The 23,495-nt window shown below is 73.9% G+C and carries 24 protein-coding genes and 1 pseudogene; 16 read left to right on the plus strand and 9 right to left on the minus strand.

Going from position 1 to position 23,495, the window contains the following annotated elements; all coding sequences use genetic code 11:
• Positions 1-72 precede the first annotated feature (72 nt).
• The gene (locus HUT16_RS33750) at positions 73-846 is read right to left on the minus strand and encodes an SDR family NAD(P)-dependent oxidoreductase (protein WP_176191799.1); all 774 of its coding nucleotides are present in this window, start codon (positions 844-846) and stop codon (positions 73-75) included.
• Between the two features lie 180 nt (positions 847-1,026).
• Here HUT16_RS33750 and HUT16_RS33755 point away from each other — a divergent pair, with 180 nt between their 5' ends.
• Both HUT16_RS33755 and HUT16_RS33760 read left to right on the plus strand, forming a co-directional pair.
• Positions 1,027-1,890, plus strand: a complete 864-nt coding sequence (locus HUT16_RS33755) for a helix-turn-helix transcriptional regulator (protein WP_176191800.1) — start codon at positions 1,027-1,029, stop codon at positions 1,888-1,890.
• A 54-nt stretch (positions 1,891-1,944) separates the two neighbouring features.
• Positions 1,945-3,432, plus strand: a complete 1,488-nt coding sequence (locus tag HUT16_RS33760; RefSeq protein WP_176191801.1) for a multicopper oxidase family protein — start codon at positions 1,945-1,947, stop codon at positions 3,430-3,432.
• 14 nt (positions 3,433-3,446) lie between these two features.
• On the opposite strand, the gene HUT16_RS33765 is transcribed toward HUT16_RS33760, so the two are convergent.
• Positions 3,447-4,235, minus strand: a complete 789-nt coding sequence (locus tag HUT16_RS33765) for an aminoglycoside phosphotransferase family protein (RefSeq protein WP_176191802.1) — start codon at positions 4,233-4,235, stop codon at positions 3,447-3,449.
• 90 nt (positions 4,236-4,325) lie between these two features.
• Between HUT16_RS33765 and HUT16_RS33770 the strand changes: the two genes are divergently transcribed.
• Positions 4,326-4,994: a hypothetical protein gene (locus tag HUT16_RS33770; RefSeq protein WP_254898122.1), complete on the plus strand. Its 669-nt coding sequence runs from the start codon at positions 4,326-4,328 to the stop codon at positions 4,992-4,994.
• Positions 4,995-5,004: 10 nt separating this feature from the next.
• On the opposite strand, the gene HUT16_RS33775 is transcribed toward HUT16_RS33770, so the two are convergent.
• The gene (locus tag HUT16_RS33775; RefSeq protein WP_176191804.1) at positions 5,005-7,515 is read right to left on the minus strand and encodes an RNA helicase; all 2,511 of its coding nucleotides are present in this window, start codon (positions 7,513-7,515) and stop codon (positions 5,005-5,007) included.
• A 182-nt stretch (positions 7,516-7,697) separates the two neighbouring features.
• Between HUT16_RS33775 and HUT16_RS33780 the strand changes: the two genes are divergently transcribed.
• On the plus strand, positions 7,698-8,057 hold the full coding sequence (locus HUT16_RS33780; protein WP_176184182.1) for a hypothetical protein: 360 nt from the start codon (positions 7,698-7,700) through the stop codon (positions 8,055-8,057).
• A 79-nt stretch (positions 8,058-8,136) separates the two neighbouring features.
• Here HUT16_RS33780 and HUT16_RS33785 read toward each other — a convergent pair whose 3' ends face one another.
• Complete coding sequence (locus HUT16_RS33785) at positions 8,137-9,087, minus strand: beta-ketoacyl-ACP synthase III (RefSeq protein WP_176191805.1); 951 nt, start codon at positions 9,085-9,087, stop codon at positions 8,137-8,139.
• A gap of 294 nt (positions 9,088-9,381) precedes the next feature.
• On the opposite strand from HUT16_RS33785, the gene HUT16_RS33790 reads away from it, so the two are divergent.
• The 3 genes from HUT16_RS33790 (at position 9,382) to HUT16_RS33800 (ending at position 12,155) form a co-directional block, all read left to right on the plus strand.
• On the plus strand, positions 9,382-10,860 hold the full coding sequence (locus HUT16_RS33790; protein WP_176191806.1) for a lipopolysaccharide assembly protein LapB: 1,479 nt from the start codon (positions 9,382-9,384) through the stop codon (positions 10,858-10,860).
• A gap of 13 nt (positions 10,861-10,873) precedes the next feature.
• Positions 10,874-11,218, plus strand: a complete 345-nt coding sequence (locus HUT16_RS33795) for a hypothetical protein (protein WP_176191807.1) — start codon at positions 10,874-10,876, stop codon at positions 11,216-11,218.
• 403 nt (positions 11,219-11,621) lie between these two features.
• The gene (locus HUT16_RS33800) at positions 11,622-12,155 is read left to right on the plus strand and encodes a hypothetical protein (RefSeq protein ID WP_176191808.1); all 534 of its coding nucleotides are present in this window, start codon (positions 11,622-11,624) and stop codon (positions 12,153-12,155) included.
• Positions 12,156-12,177: 22 nt separating this feature from the next.
• Here the strand turns inward: HUT16_RS33800 and HUT16_RS33805 are convergent, their stop codons facing one another.
• Both HUT16_RS33805 and HUT16_RS33810 read right to left on the minus strand, forming a co-directional pair.
• Positions 12,178-12,618: a hypothetical protein gene (locus HUT16_RS33805; protein ID WP_176191809.1), complete on the minus strand. Its 441-nt coding sequence runs from the start codon at positions 12,616-12,618 to the stop codon at positions 12,178-12,180.
• Between the two features lie 173 nt (positions 12,619-12,791).
• Positions 12,792-13,913, minus strand: coding sequence for an NADAR family protein (locus tag HUT16_RS33810; RefSeq protein ID WP_176191810.1), 1,122 nt, complete (start codon positions 13,911-13,913; stop codon positions 12,792-12,794).
• A gap of 129 nt (positions 13,914-14,042) precedes the next feature.
• On the opposite strand from HUT16_RS33810, the gene HUT16_RS33815 reads away from it, so the two are divergent.
• The gene (locus HUT16_RS33815) at positions 14,043-14,756 is read left to right on the plus strand and encodes a hypothetical protein (RefSeq protein WP_176191811.1); all 714 of its coding nucleotides are present in this window, start codon (positions 14,043-14,045) and stop codon (positions 14,754-14,756) included.
• A 169-nt stretch (positions 14,757-14,925) separates the two neighbouring features.
• On the opposite strand, the gene HUT16_RS37465 is transcribed toward HUT16_RS33815, so the two are convergent.
• Positions 14,926-15,468 carry a hypothetical protein gene (locus tag HUT16_RS37465; RefSeq protein WP_217712132.1) on the minus strand — a complete coding sequence of 181 codons (543 nt, stop codon included), beginning with the start codon at positions 15,466-15,468 and terminating at the stop codon, positions 14,926-14,928.
• A gap of 216 nt (positions 15,469-15,684) precedes the next feature.
• Between HUT16_RS37465 and HUT16_RS37470 the strand changes: the two genes are divergently transcribed.
• Positions 15,685-16,182 (plus strand): GNAT family N-acetyltransferase, encoded by a 498-nt coding sequence (locus HUT16_RS37470; RefSeq protein ID WP_217712201.1) that lies wholly within the window; start codon positions 15,685-15,687, stop codon positions 16,180-16,182.
• Positions 16,183-16,248: 66 nt separating this feature from the next.
• Here the strand turns inward: HUT16_RS37470 and HUT16_RS33825 are convergent, their stop codons facing one another.
• The gene (locus HUT16_RS33825; RefSeq protein ID WP_176191813.1) at positions 16,249-16,758 is read right to left on the minus strand and encodes a hypothetical protein; all 510 of its coding nucleotides are present in this window, start codon (positions 16,756-16,758) and stop codon (positions 16,249-16,251) included.
• A 159-nt stretch (positions 16,759-16,917) separates the two neighbouring features.
• Here HUT16_RS33825 and HUT16_RS33830 point away from each other — a divergent pair, with 159 nt between their 5' ends.
• The 3 genes and pseudogenes from HUT16_RS33830 to HUT16_RS33840 all read left to right on the plus strand — a co-directional run bounded on the left by HUT16_RS33830 (position 16,918) and on the right by HUT16_RS33840 (position 18,691).
• A complete protein-coding gene (locus HUT16_RS33830) occupies positions 16,918-17,523 on the plus strand; it encodes a TetR/AcrR family transcriptional regulator (RefSeq protein ID WP_176191814.1) in 606 nt (201 codons plus the stop codon).
• A gap of 138 nt (positions 17,524-17,661) precedes the next feature.
• Positions 17,662-17,856, plus strand: coding sequence for a hypothetical protein (locus tag HUT16_RS33835; protein ID WP_176191815.1), 195 nt, complete (start codon positions 17,662-17,664; stop codon positions 17,854-17,856).
• Positions 17,853-18,691, plus strand: a pseudogene (locus HUT16_RS33840) (IS5 family transposase). The gene HUT16_RS33835 and the pseudogene HUT16_RS33840 overlap by 4 nt, the downstream one beginning before the upstream one ends.
• A 15-nt stretch (positions 18,692-18,706) precedes the next feature.
• Here the strand turns inward: HUT16_RS33840 and dhaM are convergent.
• On the minus strand, positions 18,707-19,099 hold the full coding sequence (gene dhaM, locus HUT16_RS33845) for a dihydroxyacetone kinase phosphoryl donor subunit DhaM (protein ID WP_176191816.1): 393 nt from the start codon (positions 19,097-19,099) through the stop codon (positions 18,707-18,709).
• Between the two features lie 120 nt (positions 19,100-19,219).
• On the opposite strand from dhaM, the gene dhaK reads away from it, so the two are divergent.
• The 4 genes from dhaK (at position 19,220) to hydA (ending at position 23,490) form a co-directional block, all read left to right on the plus strand.
• Complete coding sequence (gene dhaK / locus HUT16_RS33850) at positions 19,220-20,209, plus strand: dihydroxyacetone kinase subunit DhaK (protein ID WP_176191817.1); 990 nt, start codon at positions 19,220-19,222, stop codon at positions 20,207-20,209.
• A 97-nt stretch (positions 20,210-20,306) separates the two neighbouring features.
• Positions 20,307-20,951, plus strand: a complete 645-nt coding sequence (dhaL, locus tag HUT16_RS33855; protein ID WP_176191818.1) for a dihydroxyacetone kinase subunit DhaL — start codon at positions 20,307-20,309, stop codon at positions 20,949-20,951.
• 302 nt (positions 20,952-21,253) lie between these two features.
• Positions 21,254-22,096, plus strand: coding sequence for a nitrilase-related carbon-nitrogen hydrolase (locus HUT16_RS33860; RefSeq protein ID WP_176191819.1), 843 nt, complete (start codon positions 21,254-21,256; stop codon positions 22,094-22,096).
• Between the two features lie 5 nt (positions 22,097-22,101).
• A complete protein-coding gene (gene hydA / locus HUT16_RS33865; protein ID WP_176191820.1) occupies positions 22,102-23,490 on the plus strand; it encodes a dihydropyrimidinase in 1,389 nt (462 codons plus the stop codon).
• Positions 23,491-23,495: the final 5 nt, after the last annotated feature.

Raw genomic sequence — 23,495 nt, forward strand, 5'->3', positions numbered from 1 at the left:
GCCGCCTGCGCCCGCGCCGTCGCCGACCGGCTCGGGAACGGACGCTGACGGGCCGTCACCGCGCCCCGGCGGTCAGTCGAAGCGGCGGGTCGCGGTGATCCCGCCGTCCACCGGCAGCGTCACGCCCGTCACGTACGAGGCGCGGTCGCTGAGCAGCCAGGCCGCGGCCTCGGCGACCTCCTCGTCCCGGGCCGGGCGGCCCAGCGGCGTCGAGCGGGCCACCAGGTCGGCGAAGGCCGGGCCGAGCGCGAAGAAGTCCGCCGTGCCCGGGGTGCGCACCACGCCCGGCGCCACCGCGTTGACCCGGATGCCGAGCGGTGCGTAGTCCGGCACCGCCGCCCGCACCAGACCGGTCAGCCCGTGCTTCGCGGCCTGCTGCACCCCGTCCCCGAACCCGCCGACCAGCGCCCCCACCCCCGAGTTGACCACGATCGACCCGCCCCGCCCGCCCGCCACCAGCGCCGCGAGCTGCGCCCGCAGGCACAGCCAGGTGCCGCGCAGGTTCAGCGCGTGGACGCCGTCCCAGTCCTCCTCGGCGCGCTCGCCCAGCGGCGCGGGCGGCAGGCCGTTGCCCGCGTTGTCGAACGCCGCGTCCAGCCGGCCGTACGCGTCCAGCGCGACGTCCACCACCCGGTCCGCGCCCGCCGCCGTGGTCAGGTCCGCCGCCACGGCCACCGCCCGCGCCCCGCCCGCCCGCAGCTCGGCGGCCAGCGCCTCCACCTCGTCCCCGCTCCGCGCCGCCAGCACCAGCGCCGCCCCCTCCCGCGCGAACAGCCGGGCGGCCGCCGCCCCGATGCCGCGTCCCGCGCCGGTGACGATCGTGACCTTGTCCTCGAGAAGTCCCATGCCCCGAGGCTCGCCGCTCCCGCCCCGCCCCACCAGCGGCCACCCCGACCGGGGACCGCCGATCCGGGACCCGGCCGGTCCCGGCCGGTCCCGGCCGGGCGGGAGGCCGCCGGGGCGGACCGGCAGCCGGGACCCGGCAGGTCCTGGCTGGGCGGTGGCGGCTGTGGCAGGGTGGCGCGCATGCCCGAGACTCCGCTGGGGGCGTTCCTGCGCGCCCGCCGTGCCCGGCTGGTGCCCTCCGACGTCGGCCTGGCCGCGGCCGGACGGCGGCGGACGCCCGGGCTGCGGCGCGAGGAGGTCGCGGCCCGGGCCGGGATCTCGCCGGACTACTACGCCCGGCTGGAGCAGGGGCGCCAGCGGGTGCCGACCGGGCCGGTGCTGGACGGGATCGCCGACGCCCTGCACCTCGCCGACGCCGAACGGGCCTACCTGCACCGGCTGGCCGCCCACCGCCACCCCCGGACGCCCGCGCCCGGCCCCCGGCGGGAGGCGGTCTCCGCGAGCACCCTGGCGCTGCTCGACACCCTGGACGCCGCACCGGCGTTCGTCACCGGCCCGACCTTCGACCTGCTGGCCTGGAACCGCCCCGCCGCCCTGCTGATGGCCGAGCCCGCCCGGCGTCCCCCGCACGAGCGGAACCTGCTCTGGCAGGTGTTCTGCTGCCCGTACGGCTCGCGCAGCGCCGACAACCACGCCCCCGAGCGGTCGATCGGCGCCGACCTGGTCGCCTCGCTGCGGGCCCACCACGCCGACCGCCCCGCCGACCGGGCGCTGGCCGACCTGGTCGGCCGGTTCTCCGCGGCCAGCCCGGCCTTCGCCGCGCTCTGGTCGCAGCACCGGGCCGGCCCGCCGCGCCCCGGCCGCCTGCACGTGCGCCACCCCGAGCTGGACACCGAGGTGCTGGAGTACACCGTCCTCGCGCTCCCCGAACCCGGCCGGTACGTCTTCGCCTGCCTGGCCCCGCCCGGCAGCCGGGCCCGCCGCGCCTTCGCCGCCGCGCACCGCACCGGGGGCGGCCCCGATCCGTCCCCCGGACGGCCCTGAACCACCCCCGAGAACCGCCGGGTCGGCGGTGCCGCGCGGCTACGGTGACGGATCGTGAACCGACGAGCCTTCCTCACCCTCACGGCCCTCTCCGGCCTGGCCGGCACCGCGGGCCTGCTCTCCGGCTGCGGTTCCGGCGCCGGATCGGGCCCCGACCGGCGCCCGGCGCCGCCGCTCGGCCCGTCCGTCCCGCTGCGCATCCCGCCGCTGCTGCACCCCGAGCCGGACGCCGACGGCGTGCGGCGCTACGAACTGACCATGCTGGCGGGCCGCTCCGAACTGCTGCCCGGGAAGCCGACCGACACCTGGGGCTTCAACGGGCCCTTCCTCGGCCCCACCCTGCGGGCGAGCCGCGGCGACCGGGTCGCGGTGACCGTCCGCAACACCCTCCCGGAGGCCAGCACCGTGCACTGGCACGGCATGCGGCTGCCCGCCGCGATGGACGGCGGCCCGCACCAGCCGATCGCCCCCGGCGGGGCCTGGTCCCCGGCCTGGACGGTCGACCAGCCCGCCGCCACCACCTGGTACCACCCGCACCCGCACGGGGCCACTGCCCGGCACGTCTACCGCGGCCTGGCCGGGCTGTTCCTCCTCGACGACGACCACGACGCCGGACTGCCCGCCGCCTACGGCGTGGACGACGTCCCGCTGATCCTCCAGGACAAGAAGTTCACCGCCGACGGCGCGCTCGACGGCGACCCGCTCAAGGGCACCTTCGGCATCCTCGGCGACCACGTCCTGGTCAACGGCACCCACAACCCGCGCTTCGACGTCGGCACCGAACGCGTCCGGCTGCGGGTGCTGAACGGCTCCAACGCCCGCCTGTACCGCCTGGCCTTCGCCGACCGCCGCCGCTTCCACGTGGTGGGCACCGACGGCGGACTGCTCGCCGCGCCGGTCGAGACCGACCTCCTCCCGCTGAGCCCCGGCGAACGCGCCGAGGTCGTGGTCGCCTTCGCCCCCGGCGAGGACGTCCTGCTGCGCACCCTGGACGACGGCACGGACCTCGCCGCGGGCGACCTCGACCTGATCCGCTTCGTCGCCACCGCCCGGCCCGCCCCCTCCCCGGCCCTGCCCGCCGTCCTCTCGGCGTTCACCCCGATCGCCGTCCCGGCCGGGGCGAAGGTGCGCCGCTTCACGCTGAACGGGCACGACGCGATCAACGGCGAGCCGATGGACCTGTCCCGGATCGACGAGGTCGTCCCGGCCGGGGCCGTCGAGATCTGGGAGGTCCGCAACAACGTCTACTCCCACAACTTCCACCTGCACGAAGCCGGGTTCCAGCTCCTGGGCGCCGACGGCAGACCGGCGCCCGGGTACGCGGGCGGCCCCAAGGACACCGTGTTCGTCCCGGGCAGGAGCACCGTCCGGCTCGCCGTCCGCTTCGGCACCACCACCGACCCGACCACGCCGTACATGTACCACTGCCACATCCTGCGGCACGAGGACTCCGGCATGATGGGCCAGTTCGTCCTGGTCGAACCGGGCACCGAGGACACCGTCCCGCGCACCCTGCCCGGGACGGCCGGGCACCGGCACTGAGCCGTGAGCCGGCCTCAGCCGGTGAGCGGCGCCAGGGCCCGGCACCAGGCGTGCAGACGCTCGGGGGAGAGGCCGGGGACGAGCGCGGCCAGGTCGGCGATCCGCCGCTCCAGGCCGCCCGGGCCGGTCAGCACCCAGTCGACCGCGTCGAAGTCCGGGTCGCCCCAGGACGGCCGCGGGTCGATCGCCACCGGGCGGCCGCCCGGGCCGGCCAGCACGTTCGACGGGTGCAGGTCCCCGTGCACCAGCCCGACCGGGCCGGAGGCGGCCAACTCCAGTGCCGCCGCCCGGTGTTCGGCCAGACCGGTCCGGCCCCGGCGCTCGGCCAGGTCGAAGACGAAACCGACCCGGTGCGCGAGCGGCCGCAGCACCGAGTCCGCCCCCGGGCCGCCGGGGACGCGCAGGTCCCGCAGCAGGGCGGCGACCTCCGGCAGGCTCCAGCCCAGCTCCCGCAGCGTCGTACCGGGCCGGACGTCCGCCAGCAGCAGGGCCCCGGCCGGGAGGTCCGCCGCGAGCAGCGCGACGACCGACGGCACCGCCGCCCAGCGCCGCAGCGCCTCGGCCTCCTCCCGGGCGATCGCGGGCTCCGGCGTCAGCTTCAGCCACACCACCGCACCACCCCGCACGCACCGGAACACCCGCGAGGTACCGCCCCCACCCGCCGAGACCACCTCCAGCCCCCACCGCCCGGCCAACTCACCCACCAGGCCGGGAAGTTCGTCCCACCACCCGGCCACCTGCGCCCCGAACCGAACGCCGAACCGCTCCCGAACCCCCGACGGCACCCGCTCCCACTCCTCCACCGCCCCATCGTACGGGCACGCACCGGGGTGTCGGTGCGGGCCGCTAGCCTGCGCGGGACACCGACACCCCGCCGAACCGCAGAGGCCCCGATGACCGTCCGCTTCGAAGCCAGTTGGTGCAACACCGATCTCGGCCCGTACCGGGACTGCGCCTACACCTACGAGCGCTACCCGTACGACAGCGTGCCTCCGCTCGACGCCGCGCTGTTCACCGGGGCGTTCGACTGGCTGGGCGGCCCGAGCGGCGAGCCGTCCGGGCAGGCGGCCGAACTCGCCGGCCTGGAACGGGCGGTGGCCGCCCTCGGGCTGGCGCTGCCGGCGGACTTCCTGACCTACCACCGCGACGCGCGGCTGCTCCGGGAACTCGACAGCGTGTCACCGACCGGCGGTTGGCAGGACTTCTCGGCGCCGCTGCCCAGCCCGGTCGAGCCCGGCGCCCACCTGGTCCGCTTCTTCCGCGACCAGCAGGACTGCGTGATCTGGTACCTGTACCTGCGGCCGGGCGGCGAGGTCTTCGTGGTCCACTCGTGGCTCGACTACGAGTCCGAGTTCGAGTGGATCGAGGACGGCGAGGAACCGCGGGAGGAGCTGTCCGACCCGGCGGCGATCCACTGGTGCGCCCGCTCGTTCGAGGAGTTCGCCCACCGCTACTGGGTGGAGAGCCGGATCTGCCGGGCCTACCTGGACGGCGACGAGCCGCAGGACCCCCGGCTGCTGGCGTACCTCGCGCACTACGCGGAGCAGCAGCCGGGGGCCTGAACGCCTGCCGTCAGTGCGCGCCCACCGAGGTGACCTTGACGACGGCGCGGCCCTCCTCGTCGGAGCCGTAGAGGTCGACCTCGGCGGAGATGCCCCAGTCGTGGTCGCCGTTCGGGTCGTCGAAGATCTGGCGGACGCGCCACAGGCCCTCGTCCTCGACCTCCTCGATCAGCAGCATCTTGGGGCCGCGCGCGTTCGGGCCGGTGAAGAGGTCGTCGTACTCCTCCCAGTAGCCGTCCATGGCGTCGGCCCAGCGGTCGGCGTTCCAGCCGTCCTCGCCGTCGAGCTCGGCCAGCGCGTCGTAGTGCTCCAGGGCGCACAGCTCGACCCGGCGGAAGAGCTCGTTGCGGACCAGGACGCGGAAGGCCCGGGCGTTGGCCGTGACGGGGGCGGGCTTGTCGTCCAGGCGGACTTCGGCGGCCTCCGGCTCGGTCGGGTTGGCCAGCGCCTCCCACTCGTCCAGCAGCGAGGAGTCGACCTGGCGGACCAGTTCGCCCAGCCAGGCGATGACGTCCTTCAGGTCGTCGGTCTTGATGTCGTCCGGGACGGTCTGCTCCAGCGCCTTGAACGCGCCCGCCAGGTAGCGCAGCACGATGCCCTCGGTGCGGGCCAGCTCGTAGAAGCCCACGTAGTCGGTGAAGGTCATCGCGCGCTCGTACAGGTCGCGCACCACGGACTTCGGCCGCAGCGGGTGGTCGCCGATCCACGGGTGCGCCCGGCGGTACACCTCGTAGGCGTTGCCGAGCTCCTCCTCCAGCGGCTTCGGGTAGCTGATCTCCTGGAGCCGGTTCATCCGCTCCTCGTACTCGATCCCGTCGCGCTTCATCTCGGCCACGGCCTCGCCGCGGGCCTTGTTCTCCTGCGAGGCGAGGATCTGCCGCGGGTCGTCGAGGGTGGCCTCCACCACCGAGACCACGTCGAGGGCGTACGAGGGCGACTCCGGGTCGAGCAGCTCGAAGGCGGCCAGCGCGAAGGTGGACAGCGGCTGGTTGAGCGCGAAGTTCTCCTGGAGGTCGAGGGTCAGCCGGGCGATCCGGCCCTCGGCGTCCGGCTCGTCGAACTGCTCGACCACGCCGCCCTCCCGCAGCGAGCGGTAGATGGCGATCGCGGTGCGGATGTGGCGGCGCTGGGCGGCGCGGTCCTCGTGGTTGTCGGTCAGCAGCTTGCGCATCGCCTCGAAGGCGTTGCCCGGGCGGCCGATCACCGACAGCAGCATCGCGTGGCTGACCTTGAAGCGGGAGACCAGCGGCTCCGGGTCGGCCCCGATCAGGCGCTCGAAGGTCTCCTCGGTCCAGGACACGAAGCCGTCCGGGGCCTTCTTGCGGACCACCTTCTTGCGCTTCTTCGGGTCGTCCCCGGCCTTGGCCAGCGCCCGGTCGTTCTCCACCACGTGCTCCGGCGCCTGCGCCACCACCTGGCCGACGGTGTCGAACCCGGCCCGGCCCGCCCGCCCGGCGATCTGGTGGAACTCGCGGGCCCGCAGGATGCGCACCCGCTGCCCGTCGTACTTGGACAGCGCGGTGAACAGCACGGTGCGGATCGGCACGTTGACGCCCACGCCGAGGGTGTCGGTGCCGCAGATCACCTTCAGCAGGCCGGCCTGCGCCAGCCGCTCCACCAGGCGGCGGTACTTGGGCAGCATGCCCGCGTGGTGCACGCCGATGCCGTGCCGCACGTACCGGGACAGGTTGCGGCCGAACTTGGTGGTGAAGCGGAAGTTGCCGATCAGCGAGGCGATCGCGTCCTTCTCCTGCTTCGAGCACATGTTGATGCTCATCAGCGACTGCGCCCGCTCCACCGCCTCCTTCTGGGTGAAGTGCACGACGTACACCGGCGCCTGGCCGGTGGTCAGCAGCTCCTCCAGCGTGTCGTGCAGGTTGGTGCGCCGGTACTCGTAGAACAGCGGCACCGGACGCGTCGCCGAGCGCACCGCCGTGGTCGGGCGGCCGGTGCGGCGGGTCAGGTCCTCCTCGAAGCGGCGGACGTCGCCGAGCGTCGCCGACATCAGCAGGAACTGCACCTGCGGGAGTTCGAGGATCGGGATCTGCCAGGCCCAGCCGCGGTCCGGCTCGGCGTAGAAGTGGAACTCGTCCATCACGACCTGGCCGATGTCGGCGCGCGGGCCGTCGTGCAGGGCGATCTGCGCCAGCACCTCGGCGGTGCAGCAGATGATCGGCGCGGTCGGGTTCACCGAGGCGTCGCCGGTCATCATGCCGACCTGCTCGGTGCCGAAGATCTTGCACAGGTCGAAGAACTTCTCCGACACCAGGGCCTTGATCGGCGCGGTGTAGAACGTCCGCTTGCCCTCGGCCAGCGCGGCGAAGTGCGCGCCCGCCGCGACCAGGGACTTGCCCGACCCGGTCGGCGTCGCCAGGATCACGTTGTTCCCGGAGACCAGCTCGATCAGCGCCTCCTCCTGGGCGGGGTAGAGGGTGATGCCGCGCTCCGACGCCCACTCGGCGAAGGTCTCGAACAGCGAGTCGGGCGTGGCGGGCTTCGGCATCAGGTCCAGGAGGGTCACCCCGCTATCTTGCCCGTACTCGATCACCGCGGGCAAAGCTCGGGCGCGCACCGCGGTTCGCTCCCGCGCTCCGGCCGAACGAGTGGTCGCCCCGCGCGCCCGTGACACCACGCTGCGTGACGGAGATGATCCGGGTCGATCGTCCCCGTACGGACGGGGGCGCGAGCGACGGAAGGACTCCCATGCGCGGACGACCGGCGGGCACCGCCCTGGCGGCGGCGGCCCTGACGGCAGCCCTGGCGGCTCTGGCGGCGGTGACGGCGGCCCCGGCGGCCGCCGTCGACGCCGACACCGAGACGGTCACCGCCGTCGGCTCCCCGAGCGGCGTCGAGGTGCGCTGCCCGCACGGGTGGACGGCCGACGGCGCCAGGATCACCGACGGGGACGGCAGCCCGCTCGCCCCCGACCAGCGCTGGCACATGACCGGCGTCTTCGAGGACGGCGTCCTCAACGGCGCGGCCGGTTGGATCGCCCCCTACCTCGACTCCCCGCCGCCGCCGGAGAGCATCGCGATCACCGTGGTCTGCCACCGCGACTGCTGACGCGCCCCCGGCCCGGCCGACCGGGCCGGACGGGTGGCCGCCGGTCCGGGTGGCCGCCGGTCCGGACGGCCGCCCGGCCTCACGGGCAGGTGACCACCTGGCCGGCCCAGGACAGGCCGCCGCCGAACGCGAACAGCAGCACCCGGGCACCGGAACGCAGCTCGCCGCGCTCCACCAGCTTCGCCAGCGCCAGCGGGACGGAGGCCGCCGAGGTGTTGCCGGAGTCCACCACGTCCCGGGCGATCACCGCGTCCTCGGACAGGCCCAGCTTCTGCACCAGCGACTCGATGATCCGCAGGTTCGCCTGGTGGGTCACCACCCCGTCCAGCTCCGCCGGGCTCAGCCCGGCCGCCCGGCACGCCTGCTCGGCCAGCGCGGGCAGCTCGGTGGTGGCCCAGCGGAACACCGCCTGACCGTCCTGCTCGAACTGCGGGTGCCACGCGTCCAGCAGCCGCACCGCGCCGGAACGCGACGGGTCCGAGCCCCAGACCACCGGGCCGATGCCGCTCTCCGCGCCCTCGGTGGCCGACAGCACCGCCGCGCCCGCGCCGTCGCCCAGCAGGATGCAGCTGCGCCGGTCCGTCCAGTCGACCAGGTCCGACATCTTCTCCGCGCCGATCACCAGCGCGTGCTTCGCCCCGCCCGCCAGCAGCGAGTGGCTCGCTACCGACAGCGCGGTGCAGAAGCCCGCGCAGCCGTTGTTCAGGTCGAACGCCACGGCGGACGGGATGCCCAGCCGGCCCGCGACCTGCGCGGCGATCGACGGGCAGCGGTCCACCGCGCTGCAGGTCGCCACCGTGACCTGCCCGATGTCCGCCGGGTCCAGCCCGGACGCGGCCAGCGCCTTCGCGGCCGCCCCCGCCGCCAGGTCGGTCACCGACTCGTCCGGCCCCGCGATCCGCCGGGTCACGATCCCGGTGCGCCGCCGGATCCACTCGTCATTGGTGTCCACCATCGTCGCCAGCTCGTCGTTGCCGAGCACCCGGCTGGGCTGGTGGTGGCCGAGAGCGGCGATCCGGACTCCGGGCATGGCGTTCCCCTTCCGCGACGGCACCCGGCCGGTGCCGGGGCGACGGCCTGGAATATAGCAACCGACCGATCGGAAGCTATACGGCGGCCCGAAGGGCGGACACGGCCGGCGAGGAAGGCCTGACCTGTCTCAACGAAGGCTGATCTGTCTCAACGAAGGTTGATCTGTCTCAACGAAGTTTGACTGGTGCGAACTTGTCTCATCGCAACTTGAGGTCGTAGGTCAGATACCTGCCGGGAGCGTCTTGGCTTCAGTTGGGCGGAGGCTGTCGGCGGCGGTTCGCAGGGTGCCCGCGTGAACATCGACGATCTTTCCTGGCAGGCGTGGCACCACGGTGGCGTCTACCCGCGGATGGTGCGGACCCTCCTCGACCTGGGGCAGGTTGAGCTGCTGGCCCGGGCGGCACGGGAGCGCGAGGACTGGAACTGCGCGCAGGCGGCGGCCCGGGAGTTGTGCGCGGCCGGGGAGTGCGATCGGGCGCTGGCGCTGGTGGGTCCGTTCACGGAGATCGGCTGGCGGCCCGCCGAGTGGCTCACCGCCGAAATCATGATCCACCGGGGCGAGGGCGACGAGGCACTCGCGAGGGTGCGCCCGGATCCGGCCGAGCTGCGCGACGGCCACGTGTGCGCCCCCTACTCCGAACTCCTGGCGAAGGTCGGCCGGGTCGAGGAGGCTGTCGACGTGCTCACGCCCCACCTCGGGAAGTACTGGCTCCGCTCCCTTCTGGTCGAGATCACCGAGGGGCAGGGACGCGACGACCTGGTCCTGGACGTGCTCACGCGGGAGGAGGAGCGCCTGGAGCGCATCGAGAGCGCGGGGTGCGAGCGGTGCGGCGAGATCTGCGGAACGGGTCCGATGGACCGGTGGGACGTGCTGCTGCTGATCTCCCGGGTGCTGGAGCGGACCGGGCGCACGGACGAAGCCGTCGAGGTCCTGCGCGCCGCGAGGGCCTCGGGCCGGCGGCACCCCGGCAACTTCCCGAAGGAGTACGCGGAACTCCTCGCCCGGCAGGGCCTGATCGACGAACTCGGGGCCCTGGCCGCCGAGGACCACCGCTCGGCCCTCGACGTGTACGCGAAGGCGCTGGAGGACGCGGAGCGGGCAGACGAGGCGGAGACCGTGCTGCGCGACGGGATCGAGGCCCACGACCACCCGAAGGACCGGGCGGCGCTGATGTGCCTGCTCGTCCGCCAGGGGCGGGTCGACGAAGCCGTCGAGATCGGCCGGCCCACCTACGAGTACTACGACTGCTGGAACTTCCTCCAGTGGGCACTGGAACTGCTCGTCGAAGACGGCCGACCCGACCGGGCACTCGAACTCCTTGACGAGCGCACCGACGAATACGTCAGGGAGCACCCGGACCACGTCCGCTCCCTGCGGCTCTGGCTGCTGGGTGAGGCCGGCCGCTACAAGGAGGGCATCGCGGAGGCCACCGCCCTCAACGAGCGCGAGCCCGGCATGTGGGACCCCGCGCTGGCGCGACTGCTGGAGCGCGACGGACGGCTTGAGGAAGCCCTCGCACTGCTCCGCTCCTCCACCCACTACCTGGTCCACCACGACTTGCCCGACATGCTGATCAGGCACGGCCGCCCGGCCGAGGCCCTCGACGCCATCCCCACGATCGCCGAGAGCCGCGCCGCCGCCGAACGCCGGGAGAGGGAACGCGAACGGGAGGCGGCGGAGCGGCGGGAGCCGGACGATCCCTGGGCCACTACGGACGGGTTCAGTGTGGAGCCCCGTTCTAGTCAGAGCGCCACGGTCGAACTTCGCTGAGACGGAGGACTGGGTGGAACGGCAGATGGCGACCATCCGCGCCGCAGGCCGCGAGCCCACCGTCCGCGACGATGACCACGACTACCTCGGAGACTACCGTGGGGCATCCGGCGACTCCGGCGACGAGATCTGGCACCTGGAACGCGGGCGGGGCGCGATCCACATCAGCGACAACGGATGCGGCACGACCGGCTGGCTCATCGTGGTCGGCCCGCACCGCGGAGAGCTCCGGGGCCGTGACTGCGCCGTCCATCCTGCTTTCGAGCCGTACGTTGACGGGCACGGACGCCGCCGCACCTTCGGCACCTGGTACCTGGAGTGGCTCGAACGGCGCGAGACGGCAATTCGGCAGCCCTGACCGACCCTGTCGCGACGCCCTGATGCGCAACCAGGTCGCAGATCGGCTCGACCGGTCAAGATCACTCGGCAATCGGTCAAGGCCACCTGTCAAAGGTCAGTTGACCCGTCTCGCCGAAGTCCGACCCGGCTCATCGAAGTTCGGCCACCGCGCCCTGAGACGTCCGGCTCTGCCCGCTCGCCTGCCCGGTCCTGCCGTCGGGGTCGTTTGCGACCGGGCTGTTCGTGTTCGGTACCGACATGATCACGGGGGCTGTCCGCCGCATCGGTGTTGCGTCATGCTCCGGTGGACCGAAGTGGGGATCCAAGGGGGAGAGTTGGAGAACAACCGTCTCGTCCGGTGTGCGGGGGCCGTCGTGTTGGCACTGGCCGCGGCCGGTTGCAGTGCGCCGGATCGCGGGGCGGTGCCGCCCGCGCCGTCCCCCGCCGCGTCGACGGCTGGGCCGAGCGACTGCGTCTACACCTTCACCCCGGCCGTGGAGACGGAGGCGCTCACGTACGTCACCCCGTCCGCCACCGTCACGGCCCCCGGGGGAGGGCGGCTGGAGTACCCCGCCGCACTGCCCGTCCAACCGCTCACCGCGACCGCGGCATCGAGCGCGGGCGAGGTGGACGCCCGCCGGGCGTACGCCGCGTTCCTCGCCCAGCCGACCGCCCGCGCCGGCCTGCCGCAGTACGGCACGGCGTTGACGCCCTACCAGGACTCGGTCGAGCGGCTCAATGTCCCACCCGGCCGGTACGTCCGCTACGCCGCCAACCAGGTCGTCACCAGTTCCTTCGTCCGCAGCTGCCCCGGCCCGGCCGCAGGGCGCGACGCCGTGGGCACCGTCACCAGCTTCTGGCCGGACTTCCCCCTGGGCGGCACGGTGAACTGCGCCGATCCCCAGGGCGCGGCCCAGCAGCAGGCCGCCCGTCTCATGTGCACGCCCGGCAGCTGAGGCGGGCCGACCGTCGACCGCATCACGGGCCGAGGGGCTCGACCGGCCGGTAGGGCCGTCCGTCGTGGCTGAGGTGCAGGGACCGGCCGGCGAGCCGCCAGGAGATGCTGTGCCTGCTCAGCGCCCACGCCTGCGACCGGTGGCGGGCGTCGTCGATCCACCGCCGGAGTTCGGGGAGCGCCTGCTCGCGCAGGATCCGGCGGGTGGTGGCTCGTTCGCCGCCCGGGACGGGGGCAACGGTGATGAAGACGCTGGACCACCAGTCGGGAGGCAGTCCGGCGCCGTGGTTCGAGCCGATCGGCGGCACCCAGTCCGCCTTGAGGAGCGTCCCGTCCGTCCAGTGGTGGTCGAAGAAGCTGAGCCGGAGGGCGTCGGACGGCGGCTCGCCGAGGGCGGAAGCGATGTCCGTCGAGGTGAGCGGCCATGACAGGTGCCGCGGCAGGCGGCGGTTACGAGCTGGCACGCGCCCGAGGATGGCAGACGACCCGGCGGGAGGGCACGAGAATTTCGGAGGGCGAGTCCGGCGGCGGCCGGCAGCAGGGGGAGGTCCGCCGGCCGATCGTGCCCGTACGGGGGGCGAGGGACGCACGCGTTTTCGGCGGGACCGGTGTCGGCGCGACCGCGCCCGCGGTGCGCTCATGCTCCGGCCGTGCCGGTGCGTCGGGCGTGCAGTTCGGAGCGGACGAGTTCGAGGAGGCGCCCGGACCAGTTGCGGCCCCGGCCCGCGTTGTCGCCCCAGAAGAGCGAGTCCATGTCGTCGTAGATCACGGTGGCGTCGTCCGTCGCCAGCAGGACTTCGGCCAGTTCGGGGTGCTGGTCGTACTTGGCGCGCAGCAGCTCGGCCATGACGGCGGTGCGGGCGTGCTCCCAGCCCGCGCGGCGAGGGGCCCCGGCCGCGAGCGTGCGCGCCGCGGCGGCGGTCCGCGCCGTCGCGATCGCGTGCCGGGCCTCGGGGTCGGCGACCGACCGGGCCCAGTAGGCGTGGGCGACGGAGGGGTAGTCCGCCCCGGCGACCGTGATCGGGGCCGGGTAGTCGTGACGCAGGCCGCGCCGGCCGGGATCGTCCACCGGCTCCGCGGAGAACGTCTGCGCGAGGTGGACCGCCGGGGCGTGCGGGGTCGCCGGTCCGTCCGCGGGGACGCGTTCGGACCGCTCGGCCGTCCACCGGGCCCGTTCCGCGAAGTACGCGAGGGCGCCGTCGTAGGCCTCCTGCGTGACGGTGCCGTCGAACGGCAGGTAGGTCCGGCCGCCGGGGCCGGCCACCAGGACCCGTAGCGGCCGGTCCTTGCTGTCCATGTCGCCCAGCGCGTAGCGGCGCTGCGTCTCCGGGATCGCGAGGAAGGCGGCGCGGGCCGCGGACCGGTTCTCCTCGGTCCGGTCGGCGAGGAAGACCTCGACGGCGGCCAGGCAGCGGCCGGTCGAATCGGGTCGGCCGTTCAACCGGTCGATGGTGTCCCGGACTTCGGCGACCAGCGACTCGGGCGTGATCCAGCTCTCCGGCTCGCCGAACTTCCAGTCCGCGAGCTCGTGCGCGGAGGCCTCACCGCCCTCGGGGAAGCCGGTGGCCACCCAGCCGGTGCGCAGCTTCTCCTCGAACTCCTCGACGGTGACCAGACCCCAGCAGTCGATGAGCCCGTCGGCATAGACGAACAGGTCGGTGAGGAAGTAGTGGCCGCCGTTGCGGATGAAGGCGTGGCGCCAGGTGCCGGGTACGCGGACGCCGTCCGCCGTGCGATGGGTGATCCGGTTGCCGATCATCCTGGGATTGTGCCGCAGCGCCCACCGCGCGGACCGCGATTTTCCTCCGGCCGGCCGCCGGTGCGCGGTGGATGGTTCTGGTACGTTCTTCCCGTCATATTTGAACGCGTTCAATGTGGGGGTGGGGGAGTGGCGGACTCCGAGGAGGAGCGCCCGGTGCCCGGGGCGGCGCGGGTGCTGGCCCGGCTGGCGGTTCTGTGCAGTGCGCCTGCGGTGGGGTGGGGGGTCCTCACGTTCGGGGCGGCGAACGGTGTCGGGTTCCTGGTACTGGTCTGTGTGCTGCTGATCGCCGTGCCGCTGTTCCTCCGGGACGCGGGGACGTTCCGGACGCTCTGCCTGACCATCGGCTGGCTCGTGTTCGGGCTCTCGCTGTGGGGCGCCATCCTCGGGATGTTCACCCTGACCCCGGCCGCGCTCGTGCTCGTCGCCGCGGGCGGCCGGGCCCGCCCCGGGCGGCGCTCCGACCGGTCGCGCCTCGTCCCGCTCGCCATCGGCGTCCTGGTCACCGTCGCGACCTGCTGCCTCACGGGCTGGTTCCTCCTCGACGAGTGGGGGGACCGCGCGTCCGCCCCGCAGCCCGACGCGTTCACCGCCACCGTCCGGGAGGACAGCCCGCTGCTGCGCACCGACCCGGAACCCCCCGCGCTGCGGTACGACGGGTCGGGCCTCGGCCACGGCGCCACGGTCGTCGTCCTCGACGAGCCGTCCGGACGGCCCGGCCGGGTGCTCACCGTCTACTACCGCTTCGCCACCCCCGCCGAGACCGAGGCCCTGCGCGGTCTGATCGCCGCCCTGCCCGGCGTCCGGGACGTCAGGCCCTGCCACTGGAACCTCGACTGCTGAAGCCTTTGCTGCCGGAGCGCCGGAGTGCAGGTGCGCCGGAGCTGCTGGCTCGGCCGACCGGCAACATCGGCGGCTGGGCGCTGCTGACGGCCCGCCGCGTCGGCCTGCTGCCGGACGGGCCCCCGCCCCGGCCGTCCCGGTGGCCTGTTGTGCAGGGGCCGGGACGGGCTCAGTCGGACCAGCGGTGCTTCGGGCCGAGCACCCGGAAGTCCGTGTGCACGCGGTTGGCGCGGGCCCAGTCGTGCAGGAGGTCGCAGAGCTCGGTGCGGCGCTGCGGGGACAGACCGACGCTGACGCACAGGGTGACCCACCGGCCGCTGACGAGGGAAAGCTCAAGGCGTTCGCGCTGATGCAGCCCGGAGGCGTACTTGACGGACCGGATGTCCTCGGAGCTGAGGGTGCGCCGGGTGAACGCGTTGGTCACCACCAGCTCGCGGTTCCGGAGTCCGACCGAGGTCCGCAGCTCCGACCGGAGCGGCAGCGCGAACAGCAGCACCATCCCGACGGCCAGCGCGGACCGGACCGGCGCCGACGGTTCCGGAACCCCCGCGGCGGCACAGGCCGGCAGGAGGCCCAGCAGCAGGATCAGCCACCACAGCAGCGCGCGCAGCACCGCCCGCACCCGTGGGCGGCGCACCGTGCGGGTCGGGGCGCCCCCGCCGCGCGGCCGCCAGCCGACGTCCGGCGGGCGGTGGGGCTTGCGGGCGCTCAACGGTCGCACCCCGTCCGGCCCGGCCCGGGCACGCCGGTCCGGGGCGCGGTGCCGGTCCTGTCCGCGCGCATCGCGACCCCCTGTGCGAAAGTTCGGGCAGTGTACCGACCGGGCCGCCCACGGCCGGGGCCCGGGGCGCAACACCGCGACGGAGGAGGGCCCGTGAGCGACGGCTTCGCATCGGACGGGGAACTGGACGGGGGACTGGACAGGGGGCTGGACGGGAAGCCTTGCGGGGAACCGGAGTTGGCGGGGGAGCTGACCCGGCTCGTCCCGACCCGCGAGGACGACCTCGACCTGCTGGCCGGGTGGTTCGCCGACCCCGCGTTCGTCGAGCACTGGGGCGGGGCGCCGCTGCCGCGCGCGGAGGTCGCCGCGAAGTACCTGGGACGGCGCCGTCCGGAGGTGGAGTCCTTCCTGGTGCTCGCCGGGGGAGTGCCGGTGGGCTACGCCCAGTACTGGCGGGCCGGGCCGGACGGTGGCGGCATCGACCTGGTCCTGCTCCCGGCCGCCCGGGGCCGGGGCCTGGGGCCGGACGCCGCCCGGGCCCTGCTCGCCCACCTGTGCGGGGAGTCGGGATGGCGCCGGGTGACGGTCGACCCGGCGGCGGCGAACGTCCGGGCCGTGCGCGCCTGGGAGAAGGCCGGCTTCCGGCGGGTGGCGGGCGGGGGCGGAGACGGGGAACTGCTGCTGGAGTACCGCCCGGTGACGTGACGTGTCGTGCCCTGTCGTGCCGTGGCGTGGCGTGGCGTGTCGCTGTCCGCCCGTCGGCGCTCGGGTTCAGAACACCGGGTCGCCGACGAAGGCGGCCGGGCCCGGGGCGATGCTCGCGCCGAGGCGACGGCGCAGGTCGGCGGGGGTACGCGGGTTCGAGGCCACGGCCAGGCGGACGGTCCAGACGTCCTCCGTCGCCCGCCACAGCGCGTCGACGTCCCCGGTCCGGTAGGTGGCGGCGCGCCGGATGTCCTCCGACGGGTCGTCGAGCATCCCGTCCACCAGGTCGGACGGCACCCGCGGGTGGTTGAGCAGCGCGACGAGGATCTCGGCGTCCTCGCTGCTCGCCAGCGTGCGCAGCAGGTGCTCCGGCAGGTCCTCCCGCAGGTCGTGGCCGGTGCGCCGGTGCCGGTCGGCGCACCGGTGCCGGTCGGCGGTCCGCGCATCGGGGTGCTGCCAGTCGGGCGCGCGAAGCATCCGGTCGCAGCCGGGCGTGAAGACGGCGCGGCAGGGCAGTTCCGCCCGCGCGTGCTCCTCTGTGTGCTCCTCCGGGTGTTCCTCCATGGCGTCCTCCATGTGGCGTCCTCCTGGGGGCGGGTGCCGGGCAGCGATTAGCGTCAGATGGACGATAACACTTCTCGTCGGCTGGACGAAAAGCAGGGCGGGTGCGATCCACCGCGCCCCGGGGGTGCAGCACGTAGGATTTCGGGCGAGAGGGAGCACCGAGGAGGGGCGATGAGTCCGCGCAGCACCGTGGCCGAGGCCCGCCGGACCCGGGCCCGGATCATCGACCGGAGTGTCGCCCTGGCCTCGGTGGACGGGCTGGAAGGGCTCACCATCGGGCGGCTGGCCGGCGACCTCGGGCTGTCCAAGGCCGGCGTGCTCGGCCACTTCGGCACCAAGGAAGCCCTCCAACTGGCCACCCTGGAACGGGCCTCCGCCCTCTTCACCGCTCTGGTGTGGGACCCGGCGGCCGCCGTCGAACCCGGCCTGCGCCGCCTGCGCGCGGTCTGCCAGAACTGGATCGACTACCTCGACCACGCCCGCGAGGTCTTCCCCGGCGGCTGCCTGTTCACCACCGCCTCGGTCGAGTTCGACGCCCACGACGGACCGGTCCGCCGCAACGTCGCCCGGCTGCTGATGGTCTGGCGCCGCCGGTTGGCCGGCGAGGTCCGGCTCGCCGTCGAGGCCGGCGAACTACCCGCCGACACCGACCCCGAGCAGGTCGTCCACGAGCTCACCGGCATCTACCTGGCCCTCAACCAGGCCCTCCAACTCCTCCGCGACCCCCTCGCCGCCACCCGCACCCGCCGCGCCCTCGACCGCCTGCTGCCCGCCTGAGCGGCCCCGCCGCCGCAGCCCCTTCGGCTTCGGGAAGAGCCGCCCGCCGGCCGCGCCCCCCACCGCACCGGACGTAACACCCGGGCCGGTTCGTTTGGATCACTTCCGTTGGCCGAGCTTGTCGTTGATGATGTCCGTGTGACCAACCGCATCAGCGCTCTGATTTCGGCCTTCGGCGTCCTTGCCGGCGTGATGCTGCTCGTTCTTGCCGTTCGTGAGTACCGCTCTGGGGCCTCGGTGCTCTGGCTCGTGGCTGGCGTCGTGATCTTCCTCAGCGCTTCGTACGCGCTCGTGCGGGACGTGCGGCGGCTTCGCACCGGGCCGACTGTCTGACAGCGGCGCAGTGGGCGCGAATCGAGCCGTTACTCCCGGATCGGACACCGCGGCGGGACGGCCGGTGGCGGGACCACCGAGAAGTGATCGACGCGATCGCCCGGAAGTTCCAGACAGGATCGCAGTGGATCCACCTCCCGGAGAAGTGCGGCAACTGGCGGGGCGTCTACAACCGGCTGAGGATGTGGGCCGTCGACGGCACGTGGCAGCGGGTGTTCATCGCGCCGGTGGCGCAGGCCGACGCTGACGACGATCTCAACTGGGCTGTCTCGATGGACTCCACTATCGTGCGCGCACGCCAACACGCGGCCGGAGCCCGTAAAAAGGGGCCCCGGCCGGCGAACCGGCAGACCATGCCATCGGCCGGTCCCGCGGCGGACTGACTACGAAGATCCACCCGGCCTCCGATGCCCACTGCCGGCCGCTGGCCTTCGTGCTCACCGCCGGACAGGCCGGTGACGCACCCTCTCTCGCTCACGTCATGGCCCGCCTTCGCGTCCCTCGACGGCGAGGCCGGCCCCGCACCGGGCCGGATGTGGTCCTGGCCGATAAGGCCTACTCCTCCCGCGCGATCCGCGAGCACCTGCGCAAGCGCGGTATCCGGGCGGTCATTCCCGTTCCGGCCGATCAGCGGGGCCACCGGCTGCGGCGCGGCAGCCGGGGCGGCAGGCCACCCGCATCCGACCGCGAGGCATACAGGCAGCGCAGCACCGTCGAACGCTGCATCAACCGCTTGAAGCAGAGGCGGGGCATCGCCACCCGCTACGAGAAGACCGCAACCGTCTACCTGGCCGGGCTCCACATCGCGGGCATCTTCCTCCGGTCAGCACGGTGATCCAAACGAAACTGCCTAGCGCTTGCGGAACTCGCGGGCCTGCTCGGCGGTGGCCAGGACCTCGGGGAGCGGGGCGCCGGTGGAGGCGGTGACGGCGGCGGCGACCGCGCCCTCGACGAACGGGGCGTCGGCGAGGGCGGTGTCCGGGAGGGCGAGGTCGGCGAGGACCAGGGTGGCGGTCAGGACGGAGCTGCCGAGGTCGGCCAGGACCAGGACGCCCGCGCCGCCCTCCGCCGCGGTGCGCACCGCGGCGGCCGTCAGGTCGTAGCTGGTGCCGAGCGAGCCGTCCTCGGTGCCGGCCGCGAGCAACACCGGGACACCGTCCGCCAGTTCGGCGAGCAGCTCGTGCACGCCCCGGGCCAGGAGCGCGCTGTGGGAGACCAGGACCAGGCCGACCGGACCGCGCATGCGCCGCAGCCTACCGGCGGCCGCGTCCGGCGTCGGGCGCGCCGCGCGGGTGCGGTTCGGCCGTGCCGCGCGGGAGCTGGGGTAGCGTCGGCCGGACACGGACGAAGGAGCCCGACCGCCGTGAAGAAGCTGATCAACAGCCCGGGGAGCGTCGTCGACGACGCCCTGGCCGGGCTCGCCGCCGCCCACCCCGCGCTCGCGGTCGACCTCGGCCTGCGGGTGGTCACCCGGGCGGTGCGCCCGGCGGGGCCCAAGGTGGCGCTGGTGTCGGGCGGCGGTTCCGGCCACGAGCCGCTGCACGTCGGGTTCGTGGGCCCGGGCATGCTGGACGCCGCCTGCCCCGGCGACCTGTTCACCTCGCCGCCGCCGGACCGGATCCTGGCCGCCGCCCGGGCCGCCGACAGCGGCGCGGGCGTGCTGTTCGTGGTGAAGAACTACACCGGCGACGTGCTGAACTTCCGGCTGGCCGCCGAACTCGCCGCCGAGCAGGGCCACCGGGTGGCCACCGTTCTGGTCGACGACGACGTCGCCGTCCAGGACTCCGCGACCGGCCGCCGGGGCACCGGCGCGACCCTGATGGTGCACAAGATCTGCGGCGCGCTCGCCGAGCTCGGGGCCGACCTGGAGGAGGTGCGGGAGCTGGGGGAGCGGGTCGTCGCGGCGTCCCGCTCCTTCGCCGTCGCGCTCACCGCCGCGACCAACCCGGAGGCCGGCCGCCCCGGCTTCGACCTCGCCGAGGACGAGATCGAGGTCGGCGTCGGCATCCACGGCGAACCCGGCCGGCGCCGCGAACGGCTGCGCCCCGCCAACGAGTTGGCCGCGACGGTGGTCGACGCGGTGCTGGAGGGGCACCGGCCCGGCCCCGGCGACCGGCCGATCGTCCTGGTCAACGGCCTCGGCGCGACCCCGCTGATCGAGCTGTACGTGGTGTGCGCCGCCGTCACCGCCCGTCTCGCCGAGCACGGGGTGACACCCGCCCGCACCCTGGTCGGCTCCTACGTCACCAGCCTCGACATGGCGGGCTTCTCGCTCACCCTGACCGCCGCGGACCGCCGGATGCTGGAGCTGTGGGACGCCCCCGCGAACACGCCCGCCCTGGTCCGCGCGTAGACCCTGGTCCACATGTAGGCCCTGGGACGGGCAGGCCAGTAGGCGCAGGCCACAGGCCGCAGGCCGGTAGGCAGAACAGGAAGAGAGGCGACGCACCGTGGCGCACGACACCCTCGACACCGCCCTTGCCGAGGACTGGATCAGGGCCGCCGCCGCGGCCGTCGAGGAGGCCGAGCCGCAGCTCACCGAACTCGACACGGCGATCGGCGACGGCGACCACGGCAGCAACCTCCGCCGCGGTTTCACCGCCGTCCTCGCCGCGCTCGACAGCCCGCCCGGCGGGGGCTTCGACGGCCCGGGCGCACTGCTGCGCACGGTCGGGAGCACGCTGCTGGCCAAGGTCGGGGGTGCCTCGGGCCCGCTGTACGGGCAGGCGTTCCGGGTGGCCGGGGCCGAACTGCCGCCGGACGCCGGTCCGGTGGCCTGCGCGGACGCCCTGGCGGCGGGGCTCGCCGCCGTCCGGGCCCTGGGCGGGGCCGAACCCGGTGACAAGACACTGGTCGACGCGCTCGCCCCCGCCGTCGACGCCCTCCGCGCCGCCGCCGAAGCGGGCGCGACCCTCGCCAGGGCCACCGCCGCGGCCGCCGACGCCGCCGAGCGCGGCGCCCGCGACACCACCCCGCTGCAGGCCCGTCGGGGCCGCGCCTCCTACCTCGGCCCGCGCAGCACCGGCCACCAGGACCCGGGCGCGACCTCCGCCGCCCTGCTCCTGCGGGCCCTCGCGGACGCCGCCGCGCGCTGAGCCGGGAATCCCGCATCGGGAATCCCGCATCGGGAATCCTGAACCGGGAATCCTGAACCGGAAATCTCGCACCGGAAAACCGGGCCGGGAATCCAGAACCGGTGTGGCCGGACCGGAAACTCCGGTCCGGGAAGATCGAATGACCGGCGGAAAATCAGAGGAATGCGCGGGAAAGCCAATTTCCGGCTCTTCCCGCGTGGCACCCACCCATTCGCCGCAAAGCTCCTAGTCTCGACGCTCTACAGCGCTACCGCGCCGTTTCCCGCCGCGCCCGCGCGCCGTCGAACCGAGGAGTCGTGCCCATGAGCCGTGTCGTCAGGGCGGCCCTGTTCCAGACCGCGTGGACGGGCGACAAGGAGACCATGCTCGCCGCCGCCGAACGCGCCGCGCGGGACGCCGCCGGGCAGGGCGCCCGGATCATCGGGTTCCAGGAGGTGTTCAACGCCCCGTACTTCTGCCAGGTGCAGGAACCCGAGCACTACGCCTGGGCCGAGCCCGTCCCGGACGGGCCCACGGTGCGGCGGATGCAGGCGCTGGCGAAGGAACTGGGCATCGTGGTCGTCGCGCCGGTGTACGAGATCGAGCGGCCCGGTTTCTACTACAACACCGCCGCCGTGATCGACGCCGACGGCAGCTACCTCGGCAAGTACCGGAAGCACCACATCCCGCAGGTGCGCGGATTCTGGGAGAAGTACTACTTCAAGCCCGGAAACCTCGGCTGGCCGGTGTTCGACACGGCCGTCGGAAAGGTCGGCGTGTACATCTGCTACGACCGGCACTTCCCGGAGGGCTGGCGGGCGCTCGGCCTGGCCGGTGCCGAGATCGTCTACAACCCGTCGGCGACCAGCCGCGGCCTGTCCGCGTACCTGTGGCAGCTGGAGCAGCCCGCCGCCGCCGTCGCCAACGAGTACTTCGTCGCCGCGATCAACCGGGTCGGCGTCGAGGAGTACGGCGACGACGACTTCTACGGCACCAGCTACTTCGTCGACCCGCGCGGGCAGTTCGTCGGCGAGGTCGCCTCCGACAAGACCGAGGAACTCGTCGTCCGCGACCTCGACCTCGGGCTGATCGACGAGGTCCGCCAGCAGTGGGCGTTCTACCGGGACCGGCGCCCGGACGCCTACGGCCCGCTGACCGAGGGCTGAGCGCGATGGCCCGCACCCTGATCACCGGCGGGCTGGTGATCACCGCCGCCGGGGAGACACACGCCGACGTGCTGGTCGAGGACGGCCGGGTGGCCGCGCTCGCCCTGCCGGGCAGCCAGCACTGGAGCGCCGACCGGCTGTTCGACGCCGACGGGAAGTACGTCGTCCCCGGCGGCGTCGACGCGCACACCCACATGGAGATGCCGTTCGGCGGCACCCGCGCCTCCGACAGCTTCGCCACCGGCACCCGGGCCGCCGCCTGGGGCGGCACCACCACCATCGTCGACTTCGCCATCCAGGGCCGGGGCAGCTCGCTGCGCGCCGGGCTCGACGACTGGCACGCCAAGGCCGACGGCAACTGCGCGGTCGATTACGCCTTCCACATGATCGTCTCGGACGTCAACGAGTCGGTGCTGCGCGAGATGCCGGGCCTGGTCGGCGAGGGCGTCACCTCGTTCAAGCTGTTCATGGCCTATCCCGGCGTCTTCTACTCCGACGACGGGCGGATCCTGCGCGCCATGCAGCAGGCCGCCGACCTCGGCGCGCTCACCATGATGCACGCCGAGAACGGCCCCGCCATCGACGTCCTGGTCGAACAGGCCCTGGCCCGGGGGGAGACCGACCCGCGGTACCACGGCGAGGTGCGCAGGGCGCTGCTGGAGGCCGAGGCCACCCACCGCGCGATCCAGCTCGCCCGGGTCGCCGAGGCACCGCTGTACGTGGTGCACGTCTCCGCCCGCGAGGCGCTCGCCGAGCTCGCCGCCGCCCGCGACCTCGGACTGCCCGTCTTCGGCGAGACCTGCCCGCAGTACCTGTTCCTGTCCACCGACAACCTGGCCGAGCCCGACTTCGAGGGCGCCAAGTACGTCTGCTCCACCCCGCTGCGCCCCCGGGAGCACCAGACGGCGCTCTGGCGCGGCCTGCGCACCGACGACCTCCAGGTGGTCTCCACCGACCACTGCCCGTTCTGCTTCAAGGGGCAGAAGGAGCTCGGCCGCGGCGACTTCTCGAAGATCCCCAACGGCCTGCCCGGCGTCGAGCACCGGATGGACCTGCTCCACCAGGGCGTGGTCGAGGGCCGGATCAGCCGCACCCGCTGGATCGAGCTCGCCTGCGCCGCCCCCGCCCGGATGTTCGGCCTCCACCCGCGCAAGGGCACCATCGCCCCCGGCTCCGACGCCGACCTGGTGATCTACGACCCGCACGCCGTGCAGACCCTCTCCGCCGCCACCCACCACATGGACGTCGACTACTCGGCGTACGAGGGCCGCACCGTCACCGGCCGGGTCGAGACGGTGCTCTCCCGGGGCGAGGTGCTGCTCGACCGCGGCGACTACCTCGGCCGCCCCGGGCACGGCACCTTCCTGCCCCGCTCCACCTGCCAGTACCTCTGACACCC

The sequence above is a fragment of the Kitasatospora sp. NA04385 genome, from assembly GCF_013364235.1.
Classification (GTDB): domain Bacteria; phylum Actinomycetota; class Actinomycetes; order Streptomycetales; family Streptomycetaceae; genus Kitasatospora.